A 24759-nucleotide genomic window follows, 5' to 3' on the forward strand; every position below is an offset into this window, starting at 1 on the left:
GACCGTGCGGAGTCAGGCCGCGGGCAGCACCGCCGAGATCTCTTCCGCCGCGTCGGGGCCGAAGGCGTCGCCGATGCGGGCCAGCGCGTCCGCGCGGTCGAACGTCCACTCCTGGGTGCCGACCGTCTCCAGCACCAGCACTGCGATCAGCGAGCCGAGCTGGGCCGCGCGCTCGACACCGAGACCGCCGTCGAGGGCCGCCAGGAAGCCCGCGCGGAAGCCGTCGCCGACACCGGTAGGGTCGGCCTTCGTGCGCTCCGGGACCGCGCCGATCTGCAGGGCTAGGCCGTCCTGGCCGACGATCTCGACGCCCTTCTCCCCCAGCGTCGTGATCCGCAGGCCGACCTGCTGCAGGACGTCGGCCTCGGTCCAGCCGGTCTTCTGGAGCAGCAGCTCCCACTCGTAGTCGTTGCTGAACAGGTACTTCGCGCCGGCGACGAACGCGCGCGCCTGCTCGCCGGTCATCCGGGCCAGCTGCTGCGACGGGTCGACGGCGAAGGGGTAGCCGCGCTGGCGGCACTCCTGGGCGTGGCGGATCATGCCCTCGGGGTCGTCCGGGCTGATCAGCACCAGGCTCAGCCCGCCGGCGCGCTCGGCGATCGGCTGCAGCTCGATGTTGCGGGACTCGGCCATCGCGCCGGCGTAGAACGTCGCGATCTGGCAGAGGTCCTCGTCGGTGGTGCAGACGAACCGCGCCGTGTGCGCGACCTCCGACACGTGCACGCCGGACGTGTCCACGCCGTGGCGCTCCAGCCAGGACCGGTAGTCCGCGAAGTCCGCGCCGACCGCGCCCACGAGCACCGGCTGCACGCCGAGCACGCCCAGGCCGAAGGCGATGTTCGCGCCGATCCCGCCGCGCCGGACCACGAGGTCGTCGGCGAGGAAGCTCAGCGAGACCCGATGCAGCTGCTCGGCGACCAGCTGCTCGGCGAACCGGCCCGGGAAGTGCATGAGGTGGTCGGTCGCGATACTGCCGGACACCGCGATCCTGGCTTTGTCTGCCACCGGCTGCTCCTTTGTGCTCTTTCCTCACGGCAAAAGGCGCGAAGTTACCCCCGGGTCATGCCCCGTCCGGGTAGTTCGCGCACGCCCACCCGACACTACCGGCTGGTACTCCTTCTCCAGTCGAGGACGGATCAATAGCGTTACGAATCGTGAATGCCGTCACCGAACCCGAGACCCTGGCCGAGCTGATCGCCGACTGCGCGCTCATCCCGGCGAACCTCCAGGCCGAGAGCCTGCCGCTGCCCCGTGTCACGGCCAAGCCGTGGCAGGTCGACGACGCCTGCCACGCGCAGGTCGCGGAGCTCGACGCCTACGTGTAGCCCCGGAGACACCAGAAGGCCCCGCCCTCCGATCGGGAGGCGGGGCCTTCTCGCGCTGTTCGCCCGGTGGGACGAGTCGCCTCAGTGGAACGAGTCGCCGCAGGCGCAGGAGCCGGTGGCGTTCGGGTTGTCGATCGTGAAGCCCTGCTTCTCGATCGTGTCCACGAAGTCGATGACGGCGTCGGACACGTACGGCGCGCTCATCCGGTCGACGGCGACCCGCAGGCCGTCGAAGTCGCGGAACAGGTCGCCGTCGAGCGTGCGCTCGTCGAAGAACAGCTGGTAGCGCAGGCCCGCGCAGCCACCGGGCTGGACGGCGATGCGCAGGTGCATGTCGTCGCGGCCCTCCTGCTCGAGCAGGGCCTTCGCCTTGGCGGCCGCGGCGTCGGTCAACGTGACGCCGTGGGTCTCCTCGGCGGTCTCGGCCTGCGTCGCGCCGGCGTGCTCAGCGGTCGTCATGGCACTCCCTCAAAGTTCGAACTCGCTGCGGATACTCCTCGTGCTGACGTGTTCAACACCCGGAGCGTCCGATCTGTTCCCCCGCCATCGTCGCACATGGATCGACCTGGTGAACGGCGGCGTGACGCCTGCAATACCCTGGTGAGGTGAGGTTCCTGCGCCGAAGCACCACAGACACCGCCGCCGAAGAGCCGGAGACGACGCAAGCCGTCGACGTCGGCGGCAAGGCGTACACGCCCAGTAAGGGCAAGGCCACGCCGAAGCGCCGGGAGGCGGAGGCGAAGCGGCGCGGGCCGGTGGCGCCGCCGCCCACCACCATGCGCGAGGCGATGAAGCGCAACAAGGAACTGCGCAAGTCGAACCCCCAGTCGAAGGAAGACCGCCGCGCGGCGGCCAAGCTGCGCCGCGACCGCATGATGGCGGGCGACGACAAGTACCTGCTCCCGCGCGACCGCGGCCCGGTGAAGGCGTACGTCCGCGACCTGGTCGACACGCGGCGCAACCTGCTGGGCCTGTTCATGCCGCTGGCGATCGTGGTGTTCCTCGCGCTGCTGGTGCCACTGCCCCAGGTGCAGTCGTACATCACGCTGCTGTGCACGGCGCTGCTGCTGGTGATGGCGATCGAGGGCTTCGTCAACGGCCGGAAGATCGCGAAGCTGGTCCGGGCGAAGTTCCCGAAGGAGACGGTGAACGGCCGGTCGATCGGCTGGTACGCGTTCGTGCGGGCGTCGCAGATCCGGAAGCTGCGGGTCCCGAAGCCGCGGCTCAAGCCGGGCGACCCGATCCCGAACTGAGCGGTTTCCGAGAAGCCGGGTTCGAGCGGTGCTCGACCCGGCTTCTTGCTGTCCGATCCCGAGCTTCGTTCGTGCCACTGCGGTATCTTGGACCGGCGGCATCGGGAGCCGAGGTTAGTACCTGCGCCAAAAGGTACGGACTCACGGTTCCCGCTGTTCAGCAGGCCTCGCGTCTTGGCGGAGGCCATGGGCACCGATCGGCTTCCCAGGCAGCCGTCCGGGATCGGTACCCACGAGAGACTGGCAGCGAGTTGCAACGACAAGTGCACCTGACCAGACGGCGGGCACCCCGGATCCCGCTGCGGTGAGGGCTACGCGTGTCGTTCGAACTCGTTCTCTCCCGCGTCGCCGGATGTCCGCGGCGAGCCTCTGGGCGATCGCCGCCATCCTCGTCGTCGCCTTCCTCGGCGCCTGGCTGCTCTACCGCCTCCACCTCTCGAAGCGCCGAGACGGCGAGCGGTTCCGGCTCAAGATGCCGTTCTTCGAGATCGAGGCCGGCCCACCGTCCAGCAAGAAGGACGAACAGGCCAAGTGATGCTGCAGTCACTCCGGGGTCGTTAGCAGAGCAAACGATTACCGCCTAAGCTCACCGCCATGGAGTTTCGTCGTCTCGGCCGCAGTGGCCTCAACGTCAGTGAGATCTCGTACGGGAACTGGCTCACCCATGGTTCCCAGGTCGAGGAAGACCAGGCGCACGCCTGCATCAAGGCCGCGCTCGACGCCGGCATCACCACCTTCGACACCGCCGACGTCTACGCCAACACCGCCGCCGAATCGGTCCTGGGCCGCGGCCTGAAGGGCCAGCGGCGGGAAAGCCTGGAGATCTTCACCAAGGTCTACTGGCCCACCGGCCCCAAGGGTCCCAACGACAAGGGTCTCTCCCGCAAGCACATCATGGAGTCCGCGCACGCGTCCCTGAAGCGGCTCGGCACCGACTACGTCGACCTCTACCAGGCGCACCGGTTCGACCGGACCGTCCCGCTCGAAGAGACCATGCTCGCCTTCGCCGACCTCGTGCGCCAGGGCAAGGTCCTCTACGTCGGCGTCTCGGAGTGGACCGCCGAGCAGATCAGCCGCGGTGCCGCGCTCGCCCGGGAGCTCAAGGTCCCGTTCGTCTCCAACCAGCCGCAGTACAACATGCTCTGGCGCGTCATCGAGGACCAGGTCATCCCCACCTCCGAGCGGGAGGGCCTGAGCCAGATCGTCTGGTCGCCGATCGCGCAGGGCGTGCTGACCGGCAAGTACAAGCCGGGCCGGGAGTACCCCGCCGGCTCGCGGGCCACCGACGAAAAGGGCGGGGCCAACATGGTCGCCCGCTTCCTCGACGAGAACGTCCTCAAGCGCGTCGCCGAGCTGGCGCCGCTGGCCGGGCAGGCCGGGCTGACGCTCGCCCAGCTGGCCGTCGCGTGGGTGCTCCAGAACCCGAACGTCGCGTCGGCGATCATCGGCGCTTCGCGCCCGGAGCAGGTGCACGAGAACGTCAAGGCCGCCGGCCGGAAGCTCGACGCCGACCTGCTGCAGGCCATCGACGAGGTCCTCGGCGACGTCGTCGAGCGCGACCCCAGCCTGACCAAGAGCCCCTAGTCCTGGTTGATCCGGCCCTGGAACGGCACGTCGAAATCGAGCGCGTCCTCCGGGGCCATCCGCGGCTCGAGCCCGAACCCGCGCAGGAGGCGGCTGGCGCCCGCCAGCCGGTCGCCTCCTCGCCCGGGCACCCGCGACGGCGCGAGGCCGTGCGAAACCAGCAGCGTCTCGACCTCGTCGATCAGCTTGTACGGGTCGTACTCACCCACGGACCCAGGTCTTCCCGGTGATCCGCTCGTAGACCTCGGTGTAGCGCCGCCGCGTCTGCTCGACGATCTCCGCCGGGATCTCCGGCCCCGGCGGGGTCTTGTCCCAGCCGGTCGTCAGCGACCAGTCGCGCACGAACTGCTTGTCGAACGCGTGCTGCGGGCGGCCCGGCTCCCACTCGTCGGCGGGCCAGAACCGCGACGAGTCCGACGTCAGGACCTCGTCGCCCAGGGTCAGCACGCCGTCGGCGTCGAAGCCGAATTCGAGCTTCGTGTCGGCGATGATCACGCCCTGCTTCGCCGCGTGCTCCGCGCCCCTCGTGTAGATCTCCAGCGTCAGTTCGCGAAGCCGCTTCGCGGTCTCCTCGCCGATCTCGTTCAGGACCTCGTCGAAGGTCATGAACTCGTCGTGGCCGGTGTCGGAGATCTTCGTCGTCGGCGTGAAGATCGGCTCCGGCAGCTTGTCGCCCTCGACCAGGCCCGGCGGCAGCGCGACGCCGGAGATCTTGCCGTCGCGCCGGTATTCGCGCAGGCCCAGGCCGGCGAGGTAGCCGCGGGCGATGCACTCGACCTGGACCATCTTCAGCGGCTTGCAGCGCATCGCGCGGCCGGCGAACTGCTCCGGCACGTCGGTCGTCGACACGACGTGGTTCGGCACGACGTCGGCCATCCGGTCGAACCACCAGGCCGAAAGCTGGTTGAGCAGCTTGCCCTTGTCCGGGATCGGCGTCGGCAGCGAGACGTCGTAGACCGAGACCCGGTCGGACGCGACGAGCAGGATGTCCCCGCCGTCGAGCTCGTACAGGTCACGGACCTTGCCCGCGTGGATGTGCTTCATTCGCCGTCCTCAGTCGTGTACTCGTAGAAAACCCAGTGGTCGGGCAAGGCGGCGGACTCACCGTACTCGACGACCGTCCCGTCGGCCGCCAGGAACGTGCTCCGGCCGAGCAGCACCGGCGACCCGGCGGGCAGCCCCAGCTCGGCCGCCTCCTCCTCGCTCGCGCGGCCCGCCGCGTGCCGTTCCTGCGTCGTCGCGATCTTCGTGCCGAGCCGGGCCGCCGCGTGGGCCGAGGTGCCCTCGACGATCCGCTCCGGCACCAGCAGCGCCGGCGCCTTGGCCGACAGTGCGCCGTCGAACCACGACGTCGACGTCGACAGCGGCCGCGAGTCCGGCCCGTAGGTGGTGCGCCGCCGCCGGATCGCCGGGGCGCCCGCCTCGATGCCCAGCGCGGCCGCGGCCCGCTCGGACGCCGGCTCCAGGCCGGCCGACCGGATCACCGCGTAGTGGCCGGGCGGGTAGATCCGGCCCGTGCGCGCCGAAGCGGCGGTGCGGTCGCGGGCCGTGCGGTGCAGGCCGCCGCGGTCGACGACCGTGCCGACGCCGCGCACCGGCCGCACGAGCCCCTGCGAGCGCAGCGTGGCCAGCACCTTGGTGGCCGTCGCCATGGCGACGGCCCACGTGCGCGCGATCTCGCGGGCGGACGGCACCGCGTCGCCCTCCTGCAACCGGCCGGACAGGATGTCGTCACGGATCCGGCCGGCGATCTGCAGGTACGGCGGCTCAGGGCGATCGAGGGTGGGCAAGGCGGCTCCTCACAGGGACAACGCGCACAAGTGTTCTAGCACGCCAGGGTGTCTCCCACAAAGCCCTGTTCAGAATCACCCAGGTGTACTAGTACACACACTGGACTGCGCTCTAGTGCGCAAGTTACCCTCGAAAGTGTGTCCCCGCCCACAGCGCACGACGGCTCCAGCGGCCAGGTCCTCGAGCAGCTGCTCGAGGAGCTCCGGCGCCGCAAGTGGGTGCTGCACCTGTTCGGCGGCCGCGAGGCCCCGGAGCTCTACGCCGCGGTGCACGAGTGGCCGACCTGCGCGGACGTCATCATCCTCCGCGACGAGCACCGGGCCAGCGCCTACCGCGTGCCGACGTTCCCGGGCACCGACGTGTTCGCCCCGCGGGTCGTCACCTGGCAGTACCACGCCACCCCGGTGTGGACGCTGCGGGCGGTGCTCACCCTGGCCGAACCCGGCACGCCGGGCGCGCCGCTGCAGGCGCTGCGCCCGCAACCGGAGTGCCACATCCCGCCCGGCCTGCGGCGGGACGTGACCATCCGGCCGACCAGCACCACGGAACCGGCGGAAGACGACGGTGGCGGCCCGCCCGCATGCGCCTAACGGGCGAGCAGCCGCTCCGCGACCACGAGGTCGTGGGGATAGGTGATCTTGAGGTTCTCGGGAGCACCCGGGACCCACCGGATCGGCAGGGAGGAGAACCGCTCCATGCACGACGAAGTGTCCGTTCCGAGAAAGCCTTCGCGCTCGGCCTGCTCGTAGGCCTCGAGCAGCGGTCCGGCCCGGAAGCCCTGAGGCGTCTGGACGCGGATCGCGCCGGGCACCTGGGCGACCAGGTGCCCGGCTTCCACCCCGACGACGTCGTCCGCGGCCAGGCCCGGCACAGCCCCCCCGTCCTCGCGTGTCCGGGCCAGCACCGCTTCGACCAGCTGCGGGTGGACCAGCGGCCGGGCCGCGTCGTGCAGCAGCACGGCGTCGACCCGGCCGCCGGTGATCCGCGGGGCGAGGTGCCGCAGCGCGTTCAGCTCCGACGCCTGGCGCGTGTCGCCGCCGGCCACGACTTCGACCTCACGGTCCAACCCGGCCAGCACCTCTTCGGCGAGTTCCGCGTCCTGCGGCCGGATGACCAGCACGAGCACGCCGATCCCGGCCACCTTCGCGAACGCGTCCAGCGACCACGCCACGACGCGCCGTCCGGCCAGTGGCAGGTAGACCTTGTTCAGCTTCGCGCCCACGCGGGTCCCCGCGCCGCTCGCCAGCACCACCGCGGCCGCCGTCGTCTCCACGAGCCGCGAGACTACCGGGGGCACCCTCCCGGTAGGTTGGCCCCAGCGTTGCCGTGGACGAGAAAGGGCCTGGTGTGGAGCCGGACGACATCGAGTTCCCCGAGATCACCCCGCCCGACGACCACGCCCGGTCCGACGCGATCGCCCTGCACGGCAAGCTGGTCAAGCCGGCCGGCTCGCTCGGCAGGCTCGAAGAGCTGGGCGTCTGGATCGCCGCCTGCCAGGGCCAGTCGCCGCCGCGGCCGTTCACGCGCCCGCGCGTCGTCGTCTTCGCCGGCGACCACGGCATCGCCGCGAAGGGCGTTTCCGCCTATCCCGCCGAGGTCACCGCGCAGCTGCTGGGCACGATGCTGACCGGCGGCGCCGCCATCAACGTGCTGGCCGCCGCCGCGGGGGCGAGCGTCCGGGTCGTCGACCTGGCCGTGGACACCGAGGCGCCGGCGACCCGCTCGATCGGCGAGTACAAGGTCCGCCGCGGCTCGGGGTCGATCGACGTCGAGGACGCGCTGACCGCCGCCGAGGCCAAGGCGGCGATCCGCGCCGGGATCGCGGTCGCCGACGCGGAGGTCGACGGCGGCGCCGACCTGCTCATCCCCGGCGACCTCGGCATCGGCAACAGCACGCCGGCTTCGGTGCTCGTGGCGGCGCTGACCGGCACCGAGCCGGTGGCGGTCGTCGGCCGCGGCTCGGGCATCGACGACCAGGCGTGGATGCGCAAGGCCGCGGCGGTGCGCGACGCCCTGCGCCGGGCCCGCGCGGTCCTGACCGACCCGGTCGCCCTGCTCCGCACGACGGCGGGCGCGGACATCGCGGCGATGGCCGGGTTCCTGGCGCAGGCCGCGGTCCGCCGGACGCCGGTGGTCCTCGACGGGCTCGTGGCGTGCGCCGCGGCCCTCGTCGCCGAAGACCTCGCGCCGGGCGCGCGCCGCTGGTGGGTGGCCGGGCAGCGGACGGCCGAACCCGCCCACGCGCTGGCGCTGGAGCACCTGGACCTGGGCCCGCTGCTGGAGCTGGACGTCCGCCTCGGCGAAGGCACCGGCGCGGTGACGGCGCTGCCGCTGCTGATGATGGCGGCCCGCGTCCTCGCCGAGACCGCGACCCACGAGCAGGCCGGCGTCTCCGGCCCGGTCATCCCCGCCCCGGCCTCCTGACCACGCAAGCCGTGACTGCCACAGCCGGGGTTCCCGGCTGTGGCAGTCACGGACTCGCGGGTCAGGCCAGCTTGAGCATCCAGTGGTCGGGGTCGGGGCGGGTGCCCTCCTGGATGCCGGTCAGCTCTTCGCGCAGCTTCATCGTCAGCGCGCCCGGCTGCCCGTCGGCGATCGTGAACTCGCCGTTGGCGTGCTTGACGTGCCCGACCGGGGTGATCACCGCCGCCGTACCGCAGGCGAACGTCTCGGTCAGCTCGCCGGAGGCCGCCGCCTTCTCCCACTCGTCGGTGGAGATCCGGCGCTCCTCGACCTTGTGGCCGAGCCGCTGGGCCAGCTGCAGCAGCGACTTGCGGGTGACGCCCGGCAGCAGCGAGCCGGACAGCTCCGGCGTCACCAGCCGCGCGTTCCCGCCCGAGCCGAAGACGAAGAACAGGTTCATCCCGCCCATCTCCTCGACCCAGCGCCGCTCCACCGCGTCGAGCCAGACCACCTGGTCGCAGCCCTTCTCGACGGCCTGCGCCTGCGCCACGAACGACGCCGCGTAGTTGCCCGCGCACTTCGCCGCGCCGGTGCCGCCGGGCGCCGCGCGCACGTACTCCGTCGACAGCCAGACGCTCACCGGCTTCACGCCGCCGGAGAAATACGAGCCGGCCGGGGACGCGATGACCGTGTACACGTAGTCGGCGGCCGGGCTGTTGACGCCGAGGCCGGTGGACGTCGAGATCATGAAGGGCCGCAGGTAGAGCGAATCACCCTGGCGGGTGGGGACCCAGCGGCCGTCGACCGCGATGAGCTCGCGCAGCGACTCGACGAAGAGCTCCTCGGGCAGCTGCGGCATGGCGAGCCGCTCGGCCGAGTCCCGGAACCGGGCCGCGTTGGCGTCCGGCCGGAACGAGGCGATCGAGCCGTCCGGCTGGCGGTAGGCCTTGAGCCCTTCGAAGATGGCCTGGCCGTAGTGCAGCACCGACGTCGCCGGGTCGAGGGTGAACGGGGCGTACGGGCCGACCTGGGCGTCGTGCCAGCCCTGCGCCTTCGACCACTTCACGGTCACCATGTGGTCGGTGAAGAACGTCCCGAAGCCCGGGGCGGCGAGTACTTCCGCGACACGGTCCGCGCTCGCAGGACTCGGGTGCGGGACATGGGCGAACTGCGTCGTGGTCGTCATGGCTAGACGATACCGCTTGGTCGGAGGCGCGTTAGTCGGATGTCCACGTGTTCCGGGTGTCCCGCGTCCACGCCGTGACCGCACTACGATGACGCCGTGACCTACCACTCCACTGAGCCGGTCCGCCGGCCCAAGAGCACCGGGGCCGACGTCAAGACGTTCGTCACCGCCGTGCTGCTGACCTTCGGCGTCGGCCTGCTCGGCATGGTCGGCTGGGCGGTGCTCGACAGCGGCTTCGGCGGGTTCCTCGGCCTGGTCGGCGGCGTGTTCGGTGTCGTGTGGTGGCGCCACCTGCACGGCAAGGCCTTCCCGAAGGTCGTCCCGACCAAGTCGGTGGTGCTCCTCGCCGTCGTCAACGCGGTGCTGGCGCTGATCCTTCTCCTGACCGCGGGCTGAGCTCCGGCGCCGGCCAGCCCGGGTCGGGCCGGAAGTCGGTGTCGGTCCCGTCGAACGGATAGGCGCCGCGTTCGGCCAGCGCGCCGATCCGCTCGCCCTCCGCGCGCAGCCGGTCGAACTGCTCGAGCGTCAGGCGGCCGACCTCGAGCGCGGCCTCGGCCTCGTCCTCGTCGTCCCAGCGCCACGTTCCGTCGCGCTCGACGACGACGTCGAGCACGCCGTCGATCCGGTCGACCGCGCCCGGCGTGCGGCCCAGCGGGATCTCCAGGTTCACGTACCAGTTCTTGAACCGGCCTTCGAGGTCGAAGAACCACCAGACCGACGACCACTCGTCCTCGGGGATCCGGCGCAGCGTCGACGTGCCGTGCCAGCGGTCCGCGACCGCCACCCGCGGGATGCGGAACCGCTGGTCGAGCGGGGCGTCCCGCATCAGGCGGCCGTCGGCGAGCCTGCTGCCGACGATCCGCGTGCCCGCCGGGATCCAGCCGCGCAGGACCCGGCCGTCGTCTTCGAGCACGCGCAGCGGGTGGACCTGGCCGATCGAGCCGTCGGGGCGGTGGAACCGTTCGGCCACGATCTCCCCCGGCCGCCAGCGTCGGTCACTCACGCGCCCCACTGTACCTGCGCGCGCGTACGCCCAGTAGCAGCTCGATCACCGTCGCCAGGCCCGCGGCGACGAGCACCGGCAGCGCCGGCAGGAAGTACGCGGCCACGGCGGCCACCCCGATGCCGGCCAGTCCGCGCACTCCGGCGCGTTCCCGGATCTCCCGGCCGGCGGCGAGCGCCGGGACCACGGTCGCCACCACGGCCACGGCGGTGAGCAGCGGCTGCAGCGCGTCCGCGTCCGCGGCGGACAGCAGATCCCGCAGCGACGTCAGGGAAAGCCCGAGCCGGACGGCGCCGAGCTGGTACAGCGCGGCGAAGGCCGCCAGCACGGCGACCGCGCCCAGCAGCAGCACGCGCCAACCCGCGTTCTCGCGGCGGCCCGGCCGCAGGAACGGCAGGAAGAGCACCGCGGCGACGAGCACGCCCGCGAAGTCCGGCGGCTGCGGGCCGCCGCCGACGGTCGCCACCGGCGTCACCGCGACGCACAGCGCGACCAGCACGAGGCCCGCGGCGAGCAGGAGCGCGCAGGCGATCCGTACGACGATCGTCGGGATCTTCGGCGCGGCGAACCCGGCGCCGGTCACCACCACCACGAACGCCGCGGCCGCGAGCTCGCGGTGCGCCGGGAAGACGTAGGCGCCGAACGCGATCGCGTAGACCGTCACCTCCGCCAGCCGCGCGACCGCCACGACCACCCGGTCCACCAGGGCGTCTCCGGGATCCGGGACGCGCGCGCTCACGCCCGCGGCGAGCGCCGCCGGCACCAGCCCGGCGAGCAGCCACCAGCCGGCCCCCGCCGCTGCCGCCGCCAGCGCCACCAGCAGCCCACCGCCCAGCCGCACGCCGCGCCTCCCGCTCCCTCTGTTCACCCGTGGTCCGGTCGTCATTAGCATGGCTCACGATCCCGACCGGGCCGGTGCCCGGTACCACCGAGAACGCGCGAGGAGCCAGAAGTGACCGTGCCTAAGCTCGCCCTGTCCGACAACACCGGGGAGGCACTGGCCAAGACGCGCGCCGACGTGGTCGTCATCGGCACCCTGCAGGGCGAGGACGGCCCGCTGCTCGCCGACGGCGCCGCGGCGGTGGACGCGGCCTTCGACGGACGGCTCGCCGGCCTGCTCGCCACGCTCGGCGCGAGCGGCAAGGCCGAAGAGGTCGTCAAGGTGCCGACGCTGGGCAAGCTCCCCGCGGGCGTCGTGCTCGCCGTCGGGCTGGGCAAGGCCGGCGACGGGGTCACCCCCGAGCAGGTCCGCCGCGCCGCGGGCGCCGCCGGCCGCGCGCTGGCCGGCACCGACCGCGCGCTGGTCACGCTGTCGGAGCTGGACCTGCAGGCCGCCGTCGAGGGCACGATCCTCGGCTCCTACGTCTTCACCGAATACCGCTCCGAGAAGGGTGACGCCCCGGTCGCGAAGGTCGACTTCGCGAGCCCGTCGGCGGGCACCGCCCGCGAGCACAAGGCGACGCTCAAGGCGGCCGGCAGCATCGCCGAGGCGGTCATCACCGCCCGCGACCTGATCAACACGCCGCCGAACGACCTGTACCCGGCCTCCTTCGCCGACCGCGCGAAGAAGCTGGCCGAGGACAACGGCCTCGAGTTCGAGGTCCTCGACGAGAAGGCGTTGAAGCGCAAGGGCTTCGGCGGCATCCTGGGCGTCGGCGGCGGCTCGTCGCGCCCGCCGCGGCTGCTGCGCCTGGCCTACAAGCCCGCGAAGGCCGCCAAGAAGGTCGCGCTGGTCGGCAAGGGCATCACGTTCGACTCGGGCGGCATCTCCCTCAAGCCCGCCGCGAACATGGACCACATGACCTCGGACATGTCCGGCGCGGCCGGCGTGCTCGCGTCGGTCGTGCTGGCCGCGAAGCTGAAGTACCCCCTCGAGGTCGTGGCGCACATCCCGCTGGCGGAGAACCTGCCGTCGGGCACCTCCTACCGCCCGGGTGACGTGCTGACCATGTACGGCGGCAAGACCGTCGAGGTGCTCAACACCGACGCCGAGGGCCGCCTGGTCCTGGTCGACGCGATGGTCCGCGCCGCCGAGGAGAACCCGGACTACCTCATCGAGACCTCGACGCTGACCGGCGCCCAGGTCGTCGCGCTCGGCAACCGCACCGCCGGCGTCATGGGCTCGGACGGGTTCCGTGACCGCGTCGCGGCGATCATGCAGGCCACCGGCGAGAACGGCTGGCCGATGCCGCTGCCGGAGGAGCTGCGCACCGACCTCGACTCGCGGCTGGCCGACCTGGCGAACGTCACGGGCCACCGCTGGGGCGGCATGTTGGCCGCCGGTATTTTCCTGCGCGAGTTCGTCGCCGACGGCCTCGACTGGGTCCACATCGACATCGCGGGCCCGTCGTTCAACACCGGCTCGCCGTGGGGCTACACCGGCAAGGGCGGCACCGGCGTGCCGGTCCGGTCGATCGCCGCGGTGCTGGCGGACATCGCCGCCAACGGCTGAGTGGAGCCGGGCGAATACCACGAAGCGGCGGTCCGGGACGTCCTGACCGCCGCTTCGTCCACTGTGGACGAGCAGATCGGGTACGCCGCCCTGCTGCTCGCCGTCAGCGGCGCCCTCGGCGAGTCCGACCGGCTGGTGACGCAGTGGCTGGCCCGCACCGAACGGCCGGTGACCGCGCTGGCGGACGGCCCGGTGCGGGCCCGCGCGTGGGCGATGCTCTTCGACGCCCGCGGCCGCCGTCCGGACTGGGCCGCGGGCCTGCCGCCCCTCGACCTCGGCGCCGAGGAGCGCGCGCACACGGCGATGCTGCGCCGGCCCGTCTCCGACCTCGACGGCGTCCTCCCGCCGGGCCCGGTCGCGGAGGTCGCGCGGCACGTGGCACCGGCGCACCCGGACCGGGTCCGCACGGCGCTCGCCGACGGCGACCTCGCACGGTGGGCAGCGCTGGCCGGGCCGCGCCCCGACGTGGCGACGCTGGCGGCGACACGCGCACTGGTCCCGGCGCTGGTGGCCGGCGCGGACCCGCTGGGCCTGCGCGACTGGGCGCCGACGTGCGCGGGCGCGCTCGTCGCGGCCCTGCACGAGCGGTACCCGCCGGAGCCGGGGACGTGGCCGGAGCTGATCGCGGAGATCCTGCGCCTGCGCGGCGGCGGCACGGCACCGCCGCCGGCGTCGGAGGCGGCGATCCGCGCGGCCGAGTTCCGGCTGGGTGTCGAGCTGCCGGAGGACCACCGCGACTTCCTGCGCACCTGCGACGGCCTGCCCGCGGACGTCGTCTTCCCGCGGCTGCTGGGCACGGCCGAGCTGCGTGCCGAAGACGGGGTCGTGGTGCTGGCGGAACCGGCGGTGCTGCTGCTGTCGGCCTCGCTCGTCGTCGAGGTCGACCCGGTGCTGGGCAGCACGGTGCACCGCTCGTTCCGGGACGCGCTGGTCCGTCACGCCGCGCTGCTGGCCCAGTCCGGCTAGGTTGGACCCGGTGACGACCCTCACCGTGGAGAAGATCACGCCCCGCAACGTCGCGGCCGCGTGCCTGCTGGCCGTCGAACCCCACCAGAAGGTCTTCGTCGCGCCTGTCGCCGTCTCGCTCGCCGAGGCGTACACGCAGCCCGACGTCGCCTGGCCGCGGCTGATCCTGGCCGACGGCGAACCCGTCGCGTTCGTCATGGGCGCCTTCGACCCCACCGCGGAGCTGGACTTCTTCCGCTGCGGGATCTGGCGGCTCAACGTCGCCGCCGGACACCAGCGCCGCGGCTACGGCCGCTTCGCCGTGGAAACGGTCCTGGAGGAGGCCCGGCGGCGCGGCGAGAAGACGGCGACAGTGCTGTGGATCCCGGCCGAGGGCGGCCCGGAGGAGTTCTACCTCAAGCTGGGCTTCCGGCCGACCGGCCAGACCTACCACGGCGAGGTCGTCGGCCGGATCGACCTCTAGGCCTCGCCGCGCTTCTTGCGCTCGGTGTACTCGCGCATCCGCTTCGGGTACCCGACGCGGGCGACCTCGTAGACCGGGATGGAGCGGCGGTGGCCGAACTGCTGGGCGGCCTCCAGGCTGCCGATCCGGCGGCGGGTCCACTCGCCGTCGTGGGCGATCAACACCACAGTGGTCTCCGTGACGTTCGTCTTCGGCTCCACGTAGGCCTCGACACCCCGGCGCGCGGCCGCCCACTCCTCCAGGTGCCGGGTATCCTCCGAACGGGCTTTCCGCAGCGTGCCGGCCCGCTGGCCCCCCTTGGCCCGTCTGCGCAGCGAGTCGAACAGCCCCACCCCGACCACCTTCCCTCCCGAGACCTACGCCACTCATTATCCGGATGTCCGCGTGTGGTCGGCGTCGCACACCCGGCTAGGTCGCAGCCTCGTTCGGCGTAGTGACAAGATGGCCTTGTCGCGCGCGCGGTTATACCGGGCGCGCGCGGCGACAGAGCACCACCCCACCGCTTGCCGAGGAGTTATTGAAGTGACCGACACCTCCGCCGACCTTGTGATCCTGGGAGGCGGATCGGGCGGCTACGCCGCGGCTTTCCGCGCGGCCGAGCTGGGCCTTTCCGTCACGCTGATCGAGAAGGACAAGCTGGGCGGGACCTGCCTCCACCGGGGCTGCATCCCGACCAAGGCCCTGCTCCACGCCGCCGAGGTCGCCGACGAGACCCGCGACGCCGAAGCCGTCGGCGTCAAGGCCGCCTTCGAGGGCATCGACATCGCCGGGGTCAACAAGTACAAGGACGGCATCATCGCCCGCCTGTACAAGGGCCTGCAGGGCCTGGCCAAGGCGCACAAGGTGAACCTCGTCGAGGGCGCCGGCACGTTCGTCGGCGGCACCACCGTCGAGGTGGACGGCACCCGCTACACCGGCAAGAACGTCATCCTCGCCACCGGCTCGTACTCGCGCACGCTGCCCGGCCTGGAGCTGGGCGGCCGCATCATCGCCAGCGAGCAGGCCCTCGCCCTCGACTACGTCCCCAAGAAGGTCGTGGTGCTGGGCGGCGGCGTGATCGGCGTCGAGTTCGCCAGCGTCTGGGCGTCCTTCGGTGTCGACGTCACCATCGTCGAGGCCCTGCCCCGGCTGGTCCCGAACGAGGACGAGTTCGCGTCCAAGCAGCTCGAGCGCGCGTTCCGCCGCCGCAAGATCGCCTTCAAGACCGGCGTGAAGTTCACCGGCGCGAAGCAGGACGACAACGGCGTGAGCGTCTCGCTGGAGTCCGGCGAGACCATCGAGGCCGACCTGCTGCTGGTCGCTGTCGGCCGCGGGCCGAACTCGGCGGGCCACGGCTACGAGGAGGCCGGCGTCAAGATCGAGCGCGGCTTCGTCCTCACCGACGAGCGGCTGCGCACCAACCTGCCGAACGTCTACGCCGTCGGCGACATCGTCCCCGGCCTGCAGCTCGCGCACCGCGGCTTCCAGCAGGGCATCTTCGTCGCCGAGGAGATCGCCGGGTTGAACCCGCGCGTGATCGACGAGAGCGGCATCCCGCGGGTCACCTACTCGCACCCGGAGGTCGCGTCGGTCGGGCTGACCGAGTCGCAGGCGAAGGACAAGTACGGCGCCGACGTCACGACGTTCACCTACGACCTCGGCGGCAACGGCAAGAGCCAGATCCTCAAGACCTCCGGCGGGGTGAAGCTGGTCAAGGCCCCGGACGGGCCGGTCGTGGGCGTGCACATGGTGGGCGACCGCGTCGGCGAGCTGATCGGCGAAGCGCAGCTGATCTACAGCTGGGAAGCCTTCCCGGAGGACGTCGCCCCGCTCATCCACGCGCACCCCACCCAGACCGAGGCCCTCGGTGAAGCGTTCCTCGCCCTCGCGGGGAAGCCGCTGCACGTGCACAGCTGACGTCTCACCAGCAGAATCCAGACCACGCAGAACTTGGAAGAGGAGTCAGCGAACGATGGCCTACTCCGTCACATTGCCGGAGCTCGGGGAGAGCGTCACCGAAGGCACCGTCACCCGGTGGCTTAAGCAGGAGGGCGACACCGTCGAGGTCGACGAGCCGTTGCTCGAGATCTCGACCGACAAGGTCGACACCGAGGTGCCCTCCCCGGTGGCGGGCACGGTCGTGAAGATCAGCGCCGCCGAGGACGAGACCGTCGAGGTCGGCGCCGAGCTCGCCGTGATCGACGACGGTTCGGGCGGCGTGCCCGAGTCCGGCTCGGGCAACGCCCCGGCGCAGGAGGAGCAGCAGCCCGAGCCGGAGCCGCAGCAGCAGGAGTCCGCGCCGCGGGCCGAGGACAGCGCGCCGAGCAAGCCGGACACCGCGCCGGCGTCGGGCGGCGAAGGCACCGAGGTGAAGCTGCCCGAGCTGGGCGAGAGCGTCACCGAAGGCACCGTCACCCGGTGGCTTAAGCAGGTCGGCGACACCGTCGAGGTCGACGAGCCGTTGCTCGAGATCTCGACCGACAAGGTCGACACCGAGGTGCCGTCGCCGGTGGCGGGCACGGTGCTGGAGATCCGCGCGGGCGAGGACGAGACCGTCGAGGTCGGCGGCGTCCTGGCCGTGATCGGGGACGCGAACGCCGCTCCGAAGGCCGAGGCCGAGCCCGAGCCGAAGCCGGAACCCAAGCCCGAGCCGAAGCCGGAGCCCAAGCCCGAGCCGGTCCAGGAGACCAAGCCCGAGCCCAAGCCGGAACCCCAGCCCGAGCCGCAGGCCGCGCCCGCGGCGAAGGCGGCCGAGTCGGCTCCGGCCGCCGCGGCGAAGGACGGCTCGGCGGACGGCCCGTACGTCACGCCGCTGGTCCGCAAGCTGGCCTCCGAGCACGGCATCGACCTGGCGTCGCTGACCGGCAGCGGTGTCGGCGGCCGGATCCGCAAGCAGGACGTCCTGGCCGCGGCCGAGGCGAAGCAGAAGCAGCAGGCCCCGGCCCCCGCGGCGCCGGCCGCGCAGGCTCCGGCCGCCGCCCAGGCGCCGTCGGCCCCGCGTCCCGCCACGGTCTCCCCGGAGATCCAGGCGCTGCGCGGCACGGTCCAGAAGGCCAGCCGGATCCGCCAGATCACGGCGACCAAGACCCGCGAGTCGCTGCAGGTCTCCGCGCAGCTCACGCAGGTCCACGAGGTCGACGTCACGAAGATCGCCAAGCTGCGCCAGCGCGCCAAGGCGGCCTTCAAGGAGCGCGAGGGCGTCAACCTGACGTTCCTGCCGTTCTTCGCGAAGGCCACGGTCGAGGCGCTCAAGCAGCACCCGAACGTCAACGCGTCCTACAACGAGGACACGAAGGAGATCACCTACCACGGCGCCGTGCACCTGGGCATCGCGGTGGACACCGAGAAGGGCCTCCTCTCGGTCGTGATCCACGACGCGGGCGAGCTGAGCCTGGCCGGTCTCGCGCACCGCATCGCCGACCTGGCGGCGCGGGCCCGGGCGAGCCAGATCAAGCCGGACGAGCTGACCGGTGGCACGTTCACCATCACGAACATCGGCTCGAACGGCGCGCTGTTCGACACGCCGATCATCGTGCAGCCGCAGTCGGGCATGCTCGGCACGGGCGCGGTCGTCAAGCGCCCGGTGGTGATCACCGACGCCGACGGCAACGACACGATCGCCATCCGGTCCATGGTGTACCTGCCGCTGACCTACGACCACCGCCTGGTCGACGGCGCCGACGCGGGCCGCTTCCTGACGACGATCAAGCAGCGTCTGGAAGAAGGCAACTTCGAGGACGAGCTCGGCCTCTGAGCACCGCAGCCGAAGGCCGCCACGGGACTCCCGTGGCGGCCTTCGCCGTTCCCGGGCCGGGCGTGCGGGCCCGCAGCGGATGCGCAACGATCGACGCATGCGAGTACTCATCGCCGGCGCGAGCGGCCTGATCGGGTCGGCGCTGGCCGGGCGCCTGCGGCGCGAAGGCCACGAGGTCCGCACCCTGGTCCGCCGCGAAGCACGGGCGGCCACGGAGTTCCGCTGGGACCCGCCGTCCGGCACCATCACGGCCGGGGCCTTCGAGGGTGCCGACGCCGTCGTGAACCTGGGCGGCCGGCGGCTGTTCCCCGGCCGGTGGAGCGCGATGCGCAAGCAGGAGCTCACCGACAGCCGCGTCGAGCCGACCGAGGTGCTGGCCGAAGCCGTCGCCGAACACGGTGTCGGGGTGCTCGTCAACGCGTCCGCCGTCGGGTACTACGGCCACACGCGGGAGTCCATTGTGGACGAATCGGCGCCGCGCGGCCGCGGGTTCCTCGCCGAACTCTGCGAGGCGTGGGAAGCGGCGACGGCGCACGCGGGCGACGCGCGCGTCGTCAAGATCCGGACCGGGCTGGTGCTCTCGGCGCGAGGCGGGCTGTACGGCACACTGCGTCCGCTGTTCCGGCTCGGCCTGGGCGGGCGTCTCGGCGACGGCCGCCAGTACCTGCCGTGGATCGCCCTCGACGACGAAGTCGGCGCGATCGTCCACGTGCTGACGCACGACGACGTGTCCGGGCCGGTGAACCTGACCGGGCCGGCCCCGGTGACGAACGCCGAGTTCACCCGCGCGGTCGGGCGGGCCGTGGGCCGGCCGGCGCCGTGGCGGGTGCCCGGGTTCGCGCTCAAGGCCGTGCTCGGGCAGGCCGGTGAGGAGATGGCGTTGTTCGGGCAGCGGGCGGTCCCGGCCGCGCTGGAGCGGTCCGGCTACGAGTTCCGGCACCGGACCCTGGCCGCCGCGCTCGCCGCCGCATGAGCGTCCGGCTGCAGCGCTGGCTCGTCGCCGGCGTGGTGCTCTGCGCGGCGTTCGTCCTGCTGGGGCTGAGCGTCTCGCGGCACCCGCTGAGCCTCGACGTCCGGGTGGCGAACGCGCTGCACGGCGTGTACGCGGAGCCGCTCGGCCGCGTGGCGCAGGCCGGGAGCGACGTGCTCGGCCCGGTCCTGCCCTACATTCTCGGCGTCGCGCTGCTGGCGCTGGCGTTGCGCCGCCGCGAGCACTTCGGGCTGTGCGTGCGGCTCGCCGCCGTGCTGCTGCTGTGCCGGCTGACCAGCCTGGTGTTCAAGCCCGTCTTCGTGCGCGAACGCCCGCGTGACTATCCGGATCTGAGCTATCCGAGCGGGCACGTCGTGTCGGTGGCGAGCACCGGGTTCGTCCTGCTCCTGCTGTGCGCGTGGCTGTGGCCGCGGCTGGTCCGCCGGGTGGCCGCGGGGGTCGCCGTGGCCACCGTGCTGTCGGCGGCCTGCCGCGTCGTGCTGGGCGTGCACTGGGTGACGGACACGATCGGCGCAGTGCTGGCCGTGAGCGGTGTCGGGCTGCTCTCAGCATGTGCGTTGCGGCTGCTTCCCCCGGGTGACGGGCGTAGCCTCGACGGGTGAGTTCTTCCCGCACTTCCTGCCGCGCCAGCACCGAGCCCGTCGACGTCCGGGAGCTCGGCACGATCGACTACACCGAAGCCTGGGAGCTCCAGCGGAGCTGTCTCACCGCCCGCGCCGACGGCACCGCGCCGGACACGATGCTCCTGCTGGAGCACCCCTCCGTGTACACCGCGGGCAAACGCACCGAGCCCGCCGACCGCCCCACCGACGGCACGCCGGTGATCGACGTCGACCGTGGCGGCAAGATCACCTGGCACGGCCCCGGCCAGCTGGTCGGCTACCCGATCGTCAAGCTCGGCGACCCGATCGACGTCGTCCACTACGTGCGGCGGCTGGAGGAAGCGCTGATCCACGTGTGCGACCAGCTGGGCGTGCACAGCGGCCGGGTGGAGGGCCGCAGCGGCGTGTGGATCCCGGCCGACGACCGCGGCATCGAGCGCAAGATCGCGGCGATCGGCATCCGCGTCCAGCGCGGCGTGACGATGCACGGCTTCGAGCTGAACTGCAACGCGGACCTGTCGGCGTTCGACACGATCGTGCCGTGCGGCATCCGCGACGCGGGCGTGACGTCCCTGTCGTACGAGCTGCAGCGCGACGTCACGGTCGAGGCAGTGCTGCCGCTGGCCCGCGACGCGGTCCTGGCGGCGCTGGAAGGCGAGCTGCCGGTGAGCGAGGACCGCTGGCTGCCCCGCCCGGAGGCCCCGAAGGCCCCCGGCGTCACCTTCGCCCTGCAGAACTGACGTGGATGCCACATTCACGGACACGCTGTCCGTGAATGTGGCATCCACGGCCGCTGGTCAGTCCAGCCGAGGGGCCACCTCGGCGGCGATCAGGTCGATCTGGTCGAGGTCCGAGAGATCCAGCAGCTGCAGGTACAGCCGCGTGATGCCGGTCTTTTCGCGCCACTGCCCGATCCGGTCGACGACCTCCGCGGGTGTCCCCGCCAGGCCGTTCGCCCGCAGCTCGGCGACGTCCCGCCCGATGACCGACGCCCGCCGCGCGACCTCCTCCTCGGTGCGGCCCACCGCGACGACGAGCGCGACCGACCGCAGGATCTCCTTGGGGTCGCGGCCGATCTCCCCGGCCGCCGCGTCGACGCGGGCGAACTGCGCCGCCGCGGTCTCGGCGTCCACGAACGGCAGGTTGAACTCGTCGGCGAACCGCGCCGCGAGCGCCGGGGTGCGCTTCTTGCCCTGGCCGCCGACGATCACCGGCGGGGCCGGCGACTGCGCGGGCTTCGGCAGGGCCGGCGAATCGACGAGGCGGTAGTACTCGCCCTCGAAGGAATACGTCGACCCGACCGGCGTCTTCCACAGCCCGGTGACGATCTCGAGCTGCTCGGCGTAGCGGTCGAAGCGTTCCTTCAGCGGCGGCAGCGTGAGGCCGTACGCCTCGTGCTCGGCGTCGTACCAGCCCGAGCCGAGGCCGAATTCGACGCGGCCGCCGGACATCCGGTCGACCTGGGCGACGGAGATGGCCAGCGGGCCGGGGTGGCGGAACGTCGCCGCCGTGACGAGCGTCCCGAGCCGGATGCGGCTGGTCTCGCGGGCCAGGCCGGCGAGGGTGATCCACGCGTCGGTCGGGCCGGGCAGGCCGTCGGCCGAGCCCATCTTCAGGTAGTGGTCGCTGCGGAAGAAGGCGTCGTACCCGGCGGCTTCGGTCGCCTTGGCGACGCGCAGCAGGTCGTCGTAGCTGGCCCCCTGCTGGGGCTCGGTGAAGATCCTCAAGTCCACGAAGATCAGCCTATAGAGACGTCGGGCTCCGTGCGCCGCAGCCGTACCAGCATGCGGACGATGACGTCCTCGATCTCGGCGCCGACCTTCTTCGGGTCGGGCGAGCCGGCGATTTCGGTCGCCGCGCTCGACAGCGCGCCGAACAGCAGCCGCGCGGTGACCTCGACCGGCACCGGCTCGACCTCGCCCGCGTCGATCAGCGACTGCAGGCCGGAGCGCACGAGCCCGAAGCTGCACCGCTCCTCGGCTTCGCGCCAGCGCTCCCAGCCCATGACGACCGGTGCCTCGTGGATGGCGATCCGCTGGTAGGCGGGGTCGAGGCAGGCGCGGATGAACGCGTTGAGGCCGCCGAGGGCGCGCTCCCACGGCGTGCCGTCGCCGTTCACGATCTTGTCCAGCCGGTCGTAGACGACGCTTTCCACCTGGTCGAACGCGGCTTCGAAGAGCGACTGCTTACCGCTGAAGTGGTGGTACAGCGCGCCTTTGGTGACCCGCGCGCGTTTGGCGATCTCGTCGAGCGAGGTACCCGCGTAACCGCGTTTGGTGAACAGTTCGACCGCGCTGTCGACCAGCGCGGACCGCGTCGACTCCGAGTAGTCGAGCCGTCTGGACCTCATTGTCGCCACCTTCACAACTTTACGCCCGGAGGATCTCTCCGTACTCATGGTATGTTCGCCGTGTCAGGTCCGTACCGGGAGTATGCCGCAAACCCGCGGTATGACCCGGGCCACGGAAGGGGAGCCACACGATGAGCTGGACCGACTTCTACCGACGTCAGGAAATCCTCGAAGCCACCGTCCGCCTGGCCGGCCGCAACCCGGCCGCGCCGCTGCCGCTCGACGAGGTCCCCGGTGCCGAAGAGCACTTCGGCACCGAGGAGAACGTCCTGCTGGCCCTGCAGTACAAGTGGACACAGGTGCTGACCGGCCGGCTCCGCGCGGAGGTCACCGACCCGGACGGCGCCGACGGTCTCGGCGACCACGTCGACGCGGTCACCCGCGCCTGGCGGGCCACCTTCGAGGAGCACGAAACGCTGCGCGCGGTGCTGGACGGCGGCCTCGAGCGGTACGCGTCGCTGCGCCGGATGCACGAGAGCGAGCTGCGGATGCTCGCCGTCACGGCGGGACTGGCCGACCCGCGCGAACCGGGCGAAGAGATCGTCAAGGTGGGTCGCGCGTTCGAAGCGCTGCTGCGCACGAGCCGCGAGGAACCCGCCCGCCGCCGTCCCGTCATGGGACACCTGTGGCGCCTGCTCGCGCCGAGTGCGTAAACGCGATTGAGTAGGCGCATGAACGAGCGCTGGACCGACGCCGACATCCCCGACCAGACCGGCCGGACCATGCTGGTCACCGGGGCCAACTCGGGGCTCGGGCTGCGCACCGCCGAGGTGCTCGCGGGCAAGGGGGCTCGCGTGCTCCTCGCCTGCCGTTCCCCCGAACGCGGGGCGAAGGCACTGGACATCGTCAAGGCGGCCGCCGCGGGCGCCCGGCCCGAGCTCGTCCCACTGGACCTGAGCGAGCTCGCCTCGGTGCGCGCGGCCGCCGCGCGAGCTCGCGAGCTGACCGGCGACGCGCTCGACGTCCTGGTCAACAACGCCGGCGTGATGGCGACCGCCCGCGGCCGCACCGCCGACGGCTTCGAGCTGCAGTTGGGCACCAACTACCTCGGGCACGCGGCGCTGACGTGGCTGCTGATGCCCGCCCTGCGCGGCGGGAAGCACGCCCGGGTCGTCACGTTGTCGAGCCTCGCCGCGACCGGCGCACGGATCCACCTCGACGACCCGAATGCCGAGCACCGCCGCTACAACCCGGCCGCCGCGTACGGGCAGTCGAAGCTCGCGAACCAGGTGTTCGCCGTCGAGCTGGACCGGCGCCTGCGGGCGGCCGGTTCGGACGTCCTCAGCGTCGCCGCCCACCCCGGGTACACCGCGACGGGTCTCGGCAGCGGCATGGCGCGGTCCTACTCGAACCCGGTGGTGCGCGCGGTCCTGGCCGGCGGCCACCGGATCGGCGAAGCCCTCTTCGCCCAGAGCACCCGCGTCGGCGCGCTGCCGCAGCTGTACGCGGCCACGGCGGACGGCGTCGAAGGCGGCTCGTACTTCGCCCCGCGGGGCCTCGGGAACCTGCGCGGGCACCCGGCCCGGGTGCCGACGCTGGCCGCCGCCCGCAGCGAGTCGCTGGGCTCCGCGTTGTGGGAGCTGACGGCCGAGCTGACCGGCGTCACCCCCGACCCGGCTTAGCCCGGACGGGCGTACGGTTGAGGGCGTGAGTGCTGCGCCTGAAGGCCGGAAGCTGCTGCGTCTGGAAGTCCGCAACAGCGAGACGCCGATCGAGAAGAAGCCGTCGTGGATCAAGACGCGGGTGCGGATGGGTCCGGAGTTCACCGAACTCAAGGGTCTGGTGCGCCGTGAGGGTCTGCACACGGTGTGTGAAGAGGCGGGTTGTCCCAACATTTACGAGTGCTGGGAGGATCGTGAGGCCACGTTCCTGATCGGTGGGGATCAGTGCACGCGGCGGTGCGACTTCTGTCAGATCGACACGGGGAAACCTGCTGCTCTGGACCGCACCGAGCCGCGGAAGGTCGCGGAGTCGGTGCAGGCGATGGGGTTGCGGTACTCGACGGTCACCGGCGTCGCGCGGGACGACCTGGAAGACGGTGGTGCGTGGCTATATGCCGAGACGGTGCGGCAGATCCACGAGCTGAACCCGGGCACCGGCGTCGAGCTGCTGATCCCGGACTTCAACGCCGACCCTGCGCAGCTGGCCGAGGTCTTCGGGTCGCGGCCCGAGGTGCTGGCCCACAACGTGGAGACGGTGCCGCGGATTTTCAAGCGGATCCGTCCGGGGTTCCGGTATGCGCGGTCGTTGGAGGTCATCACCAAGGCGCGTGAGGCGGGGCTGGTGACGAAGTCGAACCTGATCCTGGGCATGGGCGAAACCCCCGAGGAGGTCGCCCCTGCGATGCGGGACCTGGTGGTCGCGGGGTGCGAGATCTTGACGATCACGCAGTATCTGCGTCCGTCGCCGCGGCATCATCCGGTGGATCGGTGGGTGAAGCCGGAGGAGTTCGTCGAGCACTCCCAGGCCGCCGAGGCGATGGGCTTCGCCGGTGTGATGGCGGGTCCGCTGGTGCGGTCGTCCTACCGCGCGGGCCGGCTTTACGCCCAGACCAAGGCCCACCGCGGGGAAGAACTGCCGGAAAACCTGGCCCACCTCGCCGACCAGGGCCCGGCCGCGCAAGAAGCCGCATCGCTGCTCGCCCGGTGACGCGCGTC

The 24759-nt window shown here is 72.1% G+C and carries 30 protein-coding genes; 18 read left to right on the top strand and 12 right to left on the bottom strand.

The annotated features are described in order from the left end of the window. Positions 1-12: 12 nt before the first annotated feature. Complete coding sequence (locus BT341_RS37785; RefSeq protein WP_143168775.1) at positions 13-1005, bottom strand: carbohydrate kinase family protein; 993 nt, start codon at positions 1003-1005, stop codon at positions 13-15. A 149-nt stretch (positions 1006-1154) separates the two neighbouring features. Here BT341_RS37785 and BT341_RS45765 point away from each other — a divergent pair, with 149 nt between their 5' ends. Continuing rightward, a complete protein-coding gene (locus tag BT341_RS45765) occupies positions 1155-1325 on the top strand; it encodes a hypothetical protein (protein WP_177328992.1) in 171 nt (56 codons plus the stop codon). A gap of 81 nt (positions 1326-1406) precedes the next feature. Here the strand turns inward: BT341_RS45765 and BT341_RS37790 are convergent, their stop codons facing one another. Beyond that, positions 1407-1784 (bottom strand): HesB/IscA family protein, encoded by a 378-nt coding sequence (locus tag BT341_RS37790; RefSeq protein ID WP_072480788.1) that lies wholly within the window; start codon positions 1782-1784, stop codon positions 1407-1409. A 146-nt stretch (positions 1785-1930) separates the two neighbouring features. Here BT341_RS37790 and BT341_RS37795 point away from each other — a divergent pair, with 146 nt between their 5' ends. The 3 genes from BT341_RS37795 to BT341_RS37805 all read left to right on the top strand — a co-directional run bounded on the left by BT341_RS37795 (position 1931) and on the right by BT341_RS37805 (position 4162). Continuing rightward, the gene (locus BT341_RS37795) at positions 1931-2578 is read left to right on the top strand and encodes a DUF3043 domain-containing protein (RefSeq protein ID WP_072480789.1); all 648 of its coding nucleotides are present in this window, start codon (positions 1931-1933) and stop codon (positions 2576-2578) included. A 352-nt stretch (positions 2579-2930) separates the two neighbouring features. Then, positions 2931-3113, top strand: a complete 183-nt coding sequence (locus BT341_RS37800; protein ID WP_245805243.1) for a hypothetical protein — start codon at positions 2931-2933, stop codon at positions 3111-3113. 59 nt (positions 3114-3172) lie between these two features. Next, positions 3173-4162, top strand: a complete 990-nt coding sequence (locus BT341_RS37805) for an aldo/keto reductase family protein (protein ID WP_072480790.1) — start codon at positions 3173-3175, stop codon at positions 4160-4162. Here the strand turns inward: BT341_RS37805 and BT341_RS37810 are convergent. From BT341_RS37810 to BT341_RS37820, 3 genes are read right to left on the bottom strand one after another with little or no spacing between them, the layout of a single operon-like run. Next, positions 4159-4371, bottom strand: coding sequence for a hypothetical protein (locus BT341_RS37810; RefSeq protein ID WP_072480791.1), 213 nt, complete (start codon positions 4369-4371; stop codon positions 4159-4161). The two genes, BT341_RS37805 and BT341_RS37810, sit on opposite strands and share 4 nt — an antisense overlap. Beyond that, positions 4364-5206: a phosphoribosylaminoimidazolesuccinocarboxamide synthase gene (locus BT341_RS37815; protein ID WP_072480792.1), complete on the bottom strand. Its 843-nt coding sequence runs from the start codon at positions 5204-5206 to the stop codon at positions 4364-4366. The genes BT341_RS37810 and BT341_RS37815 overlap by 8 nt, the downstream gene beginning before the upstream one ends. Continuing rightward, a complete protein-coding gene (locus BT341_RS37820; RefSeq protein ID WP_072480793.1) occupies positions 5203-5952 on the bottom strand; it encodes a GntR family transcriptional regulator in 750 nt (249 codons plus the stop codon). The genes BT341_RS37815 and BT341_RS37820 overlap by 4 nt, the downstream gene beginning before the upstream one ends. Before the next feature lie 138 nt (positions 5953-6090). Here BT341_RS37820 and BT341_RS37825 point away from each other — a divergent pair, with 138 nt between their 5' ends. Then, on the top strand, positions 6091-6543 hold the full coding sequence (locus BT341_RS37825) for a hypothetical protein (RefSeq protein ID WP_072480794.1): 453 nt from the start codon (positions 6091-6093) through the stop codon (positions 6541-6543). On the opposite strand, the gene BT341_RS37830 is transcribed toward BT341_RS37825, so the two are convergent. After that, a complete protein-coding gene (locus BT341_RS37830) occupies positions 6540-7226 on the bottom strand; it encodes an IspD/TarI family cytidylyltransferase (RefSeq protein ID WP_072480795.1) in 687 nt (228 codons plus the stop codon). The genes BT341_RS37825 and BT341_RS37830 overlap by 4 nt on opposite strands. Positions 7227-7300: 74 nt before the next feature. Here BT341_RS37830 and cobT point away from each other — a divergent pair, with 74 nt between their 5' ends. Next, positions 7301-8377, top strand: coding sequence for a nicotinate-nucleotide--dimethylbenzimidazole phosphoribosyltransferase (gene cobT / locus BT341_RS37835; protein ID WP_072480796.1), 1077 nt, complete (start codon positions 7301-7303; stop codon positions 8375-8377). Positions 8378-8438: 61 nt separating this feature from the next. On the opposite strand, the gene BT341_RS37840 is transcribed toward cobT, so the two are convergent. Further along, positions 8439-9542, bottom strand: a complete 1104-nt coding sequence (locus BT341_RS37840) for a branched-chain amino acid aminotransferase (RefSeq protein ID WP_072480797.1) — start codon at positions 9540-9542, stop codon at positions 8439-8441. 96 nt (positions 9543-9638) lie between these two features. Here BT341_RS37840 and BT341_RS37845 point away from each other — a divergent pair, with 96 nt between their 5' ends. Continuing rightward, complete coding sequence (locus BT341_RS37845) at positions 9639-9938, top strand: hypothetical protein (protein ID WP_072480798.1); 300 nt, start codon at positions 9639-9641, stop codon at positions 9936-9938. On the opposite strand, the gene BT341_RS37850 is transcribed toward BT341_RS37845, so the two are convergent. Next, on the bottom strand, positions 9895-10545 hold the full coding sequence (locus BT341_RS37850) for a ribonuclease FAU-1 family protein (RefSeq protein ID WP_177328993.1): 651 nt from the start codon (positions 10543-10545) through the stop codon (positions 9895-9897). The two genes, BT341_RS37845 and BT341_RS37850, sit on opposite strands and share 44 nt — an antisense overlap. Continuing rightward, positions 10538-11386: a hypothetical protein gene (locus tag BT341_RS37855; protein ID WP_072480799.1), complete on the bottom strand. Its 849-nt coding sequence runs from the start codon at positions 11384-11386 to the stop codon at positions 10538-10540. Before BT341_RS37855 ends, BT341_RS37850 begins: the two co-directional genes overlap by 8 nt. Positions 11387-11497: 111 nt before the next feature. Here BT341_RS37855 and BT341_RS37860 point away from each other — a divergent pair, with 111 nt between their 5' ends. Genes BT341_RS37860 through BT341_RS37870 form a run of 3 tightly spaced genes read left to right on the top strand, consistent with a single transcriptional unit; the run spans position 11498 to position 14426 of the window. Continuing rightward, positions 11498-12997: a leucyl aminopeptidase gene (locus BT341_RS37860; RefSeq protein ID WP_072480800.1), complete on the top strand. Its 1500-nt coding sequence runs from the start codon at positions 11498-11500 to the stop codon at positions 12995-12997. Further along, positions 12998-13963, top strand: coding sequence for an SMI1/KNR4 family protein (locus BT341_RS37865; RefSeq protein ID WP_072480801.1), 966 nt, complete (start codon positions 12998-13000; stop codon positions 13961-13963). Between the two features lie 10 nt (positions 13964-13973). Beyond that, positions 13974-14426 (top strand): GNAT family N-acetyltransferase, encoded by a 453-nt coding sequence (locus BT341_RS37870; protein ID WP_072482399.1) that lies wholly within the window; start codon positions 13974-13976, stop codon positions 14424-14426. On the opposite strand, the gene BT341_RS37875 is transcribed toward BT341_RS37870, so the two are convergent. After that, positions 14423-14767 (bottom strand): oxidoreductase, encoded by a 345-nt coding sequence (locus BT341_RS37875; protein WP_072480802.1) that lies wholly within the window; start codon positions 14765-14767, stop codon positions 14423-14425. The two genes, BT341_RS37870 and BT341_RS37875, sit on opposite strands and share 4 nt — an antisense overlap. A gap of 181 nt (positions 14768-14948) precedes the next feature. On the opposite strand from BT341_RS37875, the gene lpdA reads away from it, so the two are divergent. The 5 genes from lpdA to lipB all read left to right on the top strand — a co-directional run bounded on the left by lpdA (position 14949) and on the right by lipB (position 20492). Further along, positions 14949-16322 (top strand): dihydrolipoyl dehydrogenase, encoded by a 1374-nt coding sequence (gene lpdA, locus BT341_RS37880; RefSeq protein ID WP_072480803.1) that lies wholly within the window; start codon positions 14949-14951, stop codon positions 16320-16322. Positions 16323-16377: 55 nt separating this feature from the next. Then, positions 16378-18159 carry a 2-oxoglutarate dehydrogenase, E2 component, dihydrolipoamide succinyltransferase gene (gene sucB / locus BT341_RS37885; protein WP_072480804.1) on the top strand — a complete coding sequence of 594 codons (1782 nt, stop codon included), beginning with the start codon at positions 16378-16380 and terminating at the stop codon, positions 18157-18159. 97 nt (positions 18160-18256) lie between these two features. Beyond that, on the top strand, positions 18257-19132 hold the full coding sequence (locus tag BT341_RS37890; protein ID WP_072480805.1) for a TIGR01777 family oxidoreductase: 876 nt from the start codon (positions 18257-18259) through the stop codon (positions 19130-19132). Beyond that, positions 19129-19752 (top strand): phosphatase PAP2 family protein, encoded by a 624-nt coding sequence (locus BT341_RS37895; protein ID WP_072480806.1) that lies wholly within the window; start codon positions 19129-19131, stop codon positions 19750-19752. Before BT341_RS37890 ends, BT341_RS37895 begins: the two co-directional genes overlap by 4 nt. Further along, positions 19749-20492: a lipoyl(octanoyl) transferase LipB gene (lipB, locus tag BT341_RS37900; RefSeq protein ID WP_072480807.1), complete on the top strand. Its 744-nt coding sequence runs from the start codon at positions 19749-19751 to the stop codon at positions 20490-20492. Before BT341_RS37895 ends, lipB begins: the two co-directional genes overlap by 4 nt. Positions 20493-20549: 57 nt before the next feature. Here lipB and BT341_RS37905 read toward each other — a convergent pair whose 3' ends face one another. Continuing rightward, a complete protein-coding gene (locus tag BT341_RS37905; protein WP_072480808.1) occupies positions 20550-21485 on the bottom strand; it encodes an LLM class F420-dependent oxidoreductase in 936 nt (311 codons plus the stop codon). Between the two features lie 5 nt (positions 21486-21490). Further along, entirely contained in the window at positions 21491-22102 is a 612-nt protein-coding gene (locus BT341_RS37910) for a TetR/AcrR family transcriptional regulator (protein ID WP_072480809.1), read from the bottom strand. A 131-nt stretch (positions 22103-22233) separates the two neighbouring features. Between BT341_RS37910 and BT341_RS37915 the strand changes: the two genes are divergently transcribed. The 3 genes from BT341_RS37915 to lipA are packed head-to-tail and all read left to right on the top strand — an operon-like array spanning position 22234 to position 24751. Next, positions 22234-22755, top strand: a complete 522-nt coding sequence (locus BT341_RS37915; protein WP_072480810.1) for a hypothetical protein — start codon at positions 22234-22236, stop codon at positions 22753-22755. 18 nt (positions 22756-22773) lie between these two features. Beyond that, positions 22774-23724: an oxidoreductase gene (locus BT341_RS37920; RefSeq protein WP_072480811.1), complete on the top strand. Its 951-nt coding sequence runs from the start codon at positions 22774-22776 to the stop codon at positions 23722-23724. Positions 23725-23749: 25 nt separating this feature from the next. Then, on the top strand, positions 23750-24751 hold the full coding sequence (gene lipA / locus BT341_RS37925; RefSeq protein ID WP_072480812.1) for a lipoyl synthase: 1002 nt from the start codon (positions 23750-23752) through the stop codon (positions 24749-24751). Positions 24752-24759: the final 8 nt, after the last annotated feature.

The organism is Amycolatopsis australiensis, from assembly GCF_900119165.1.
GTDB lineage: Bacteria > Actinomycetota > Actinomycetes > Mycobacteriales > Pseudonocardiaceae > Amycolatopsis > Amycolatopsis australiensis.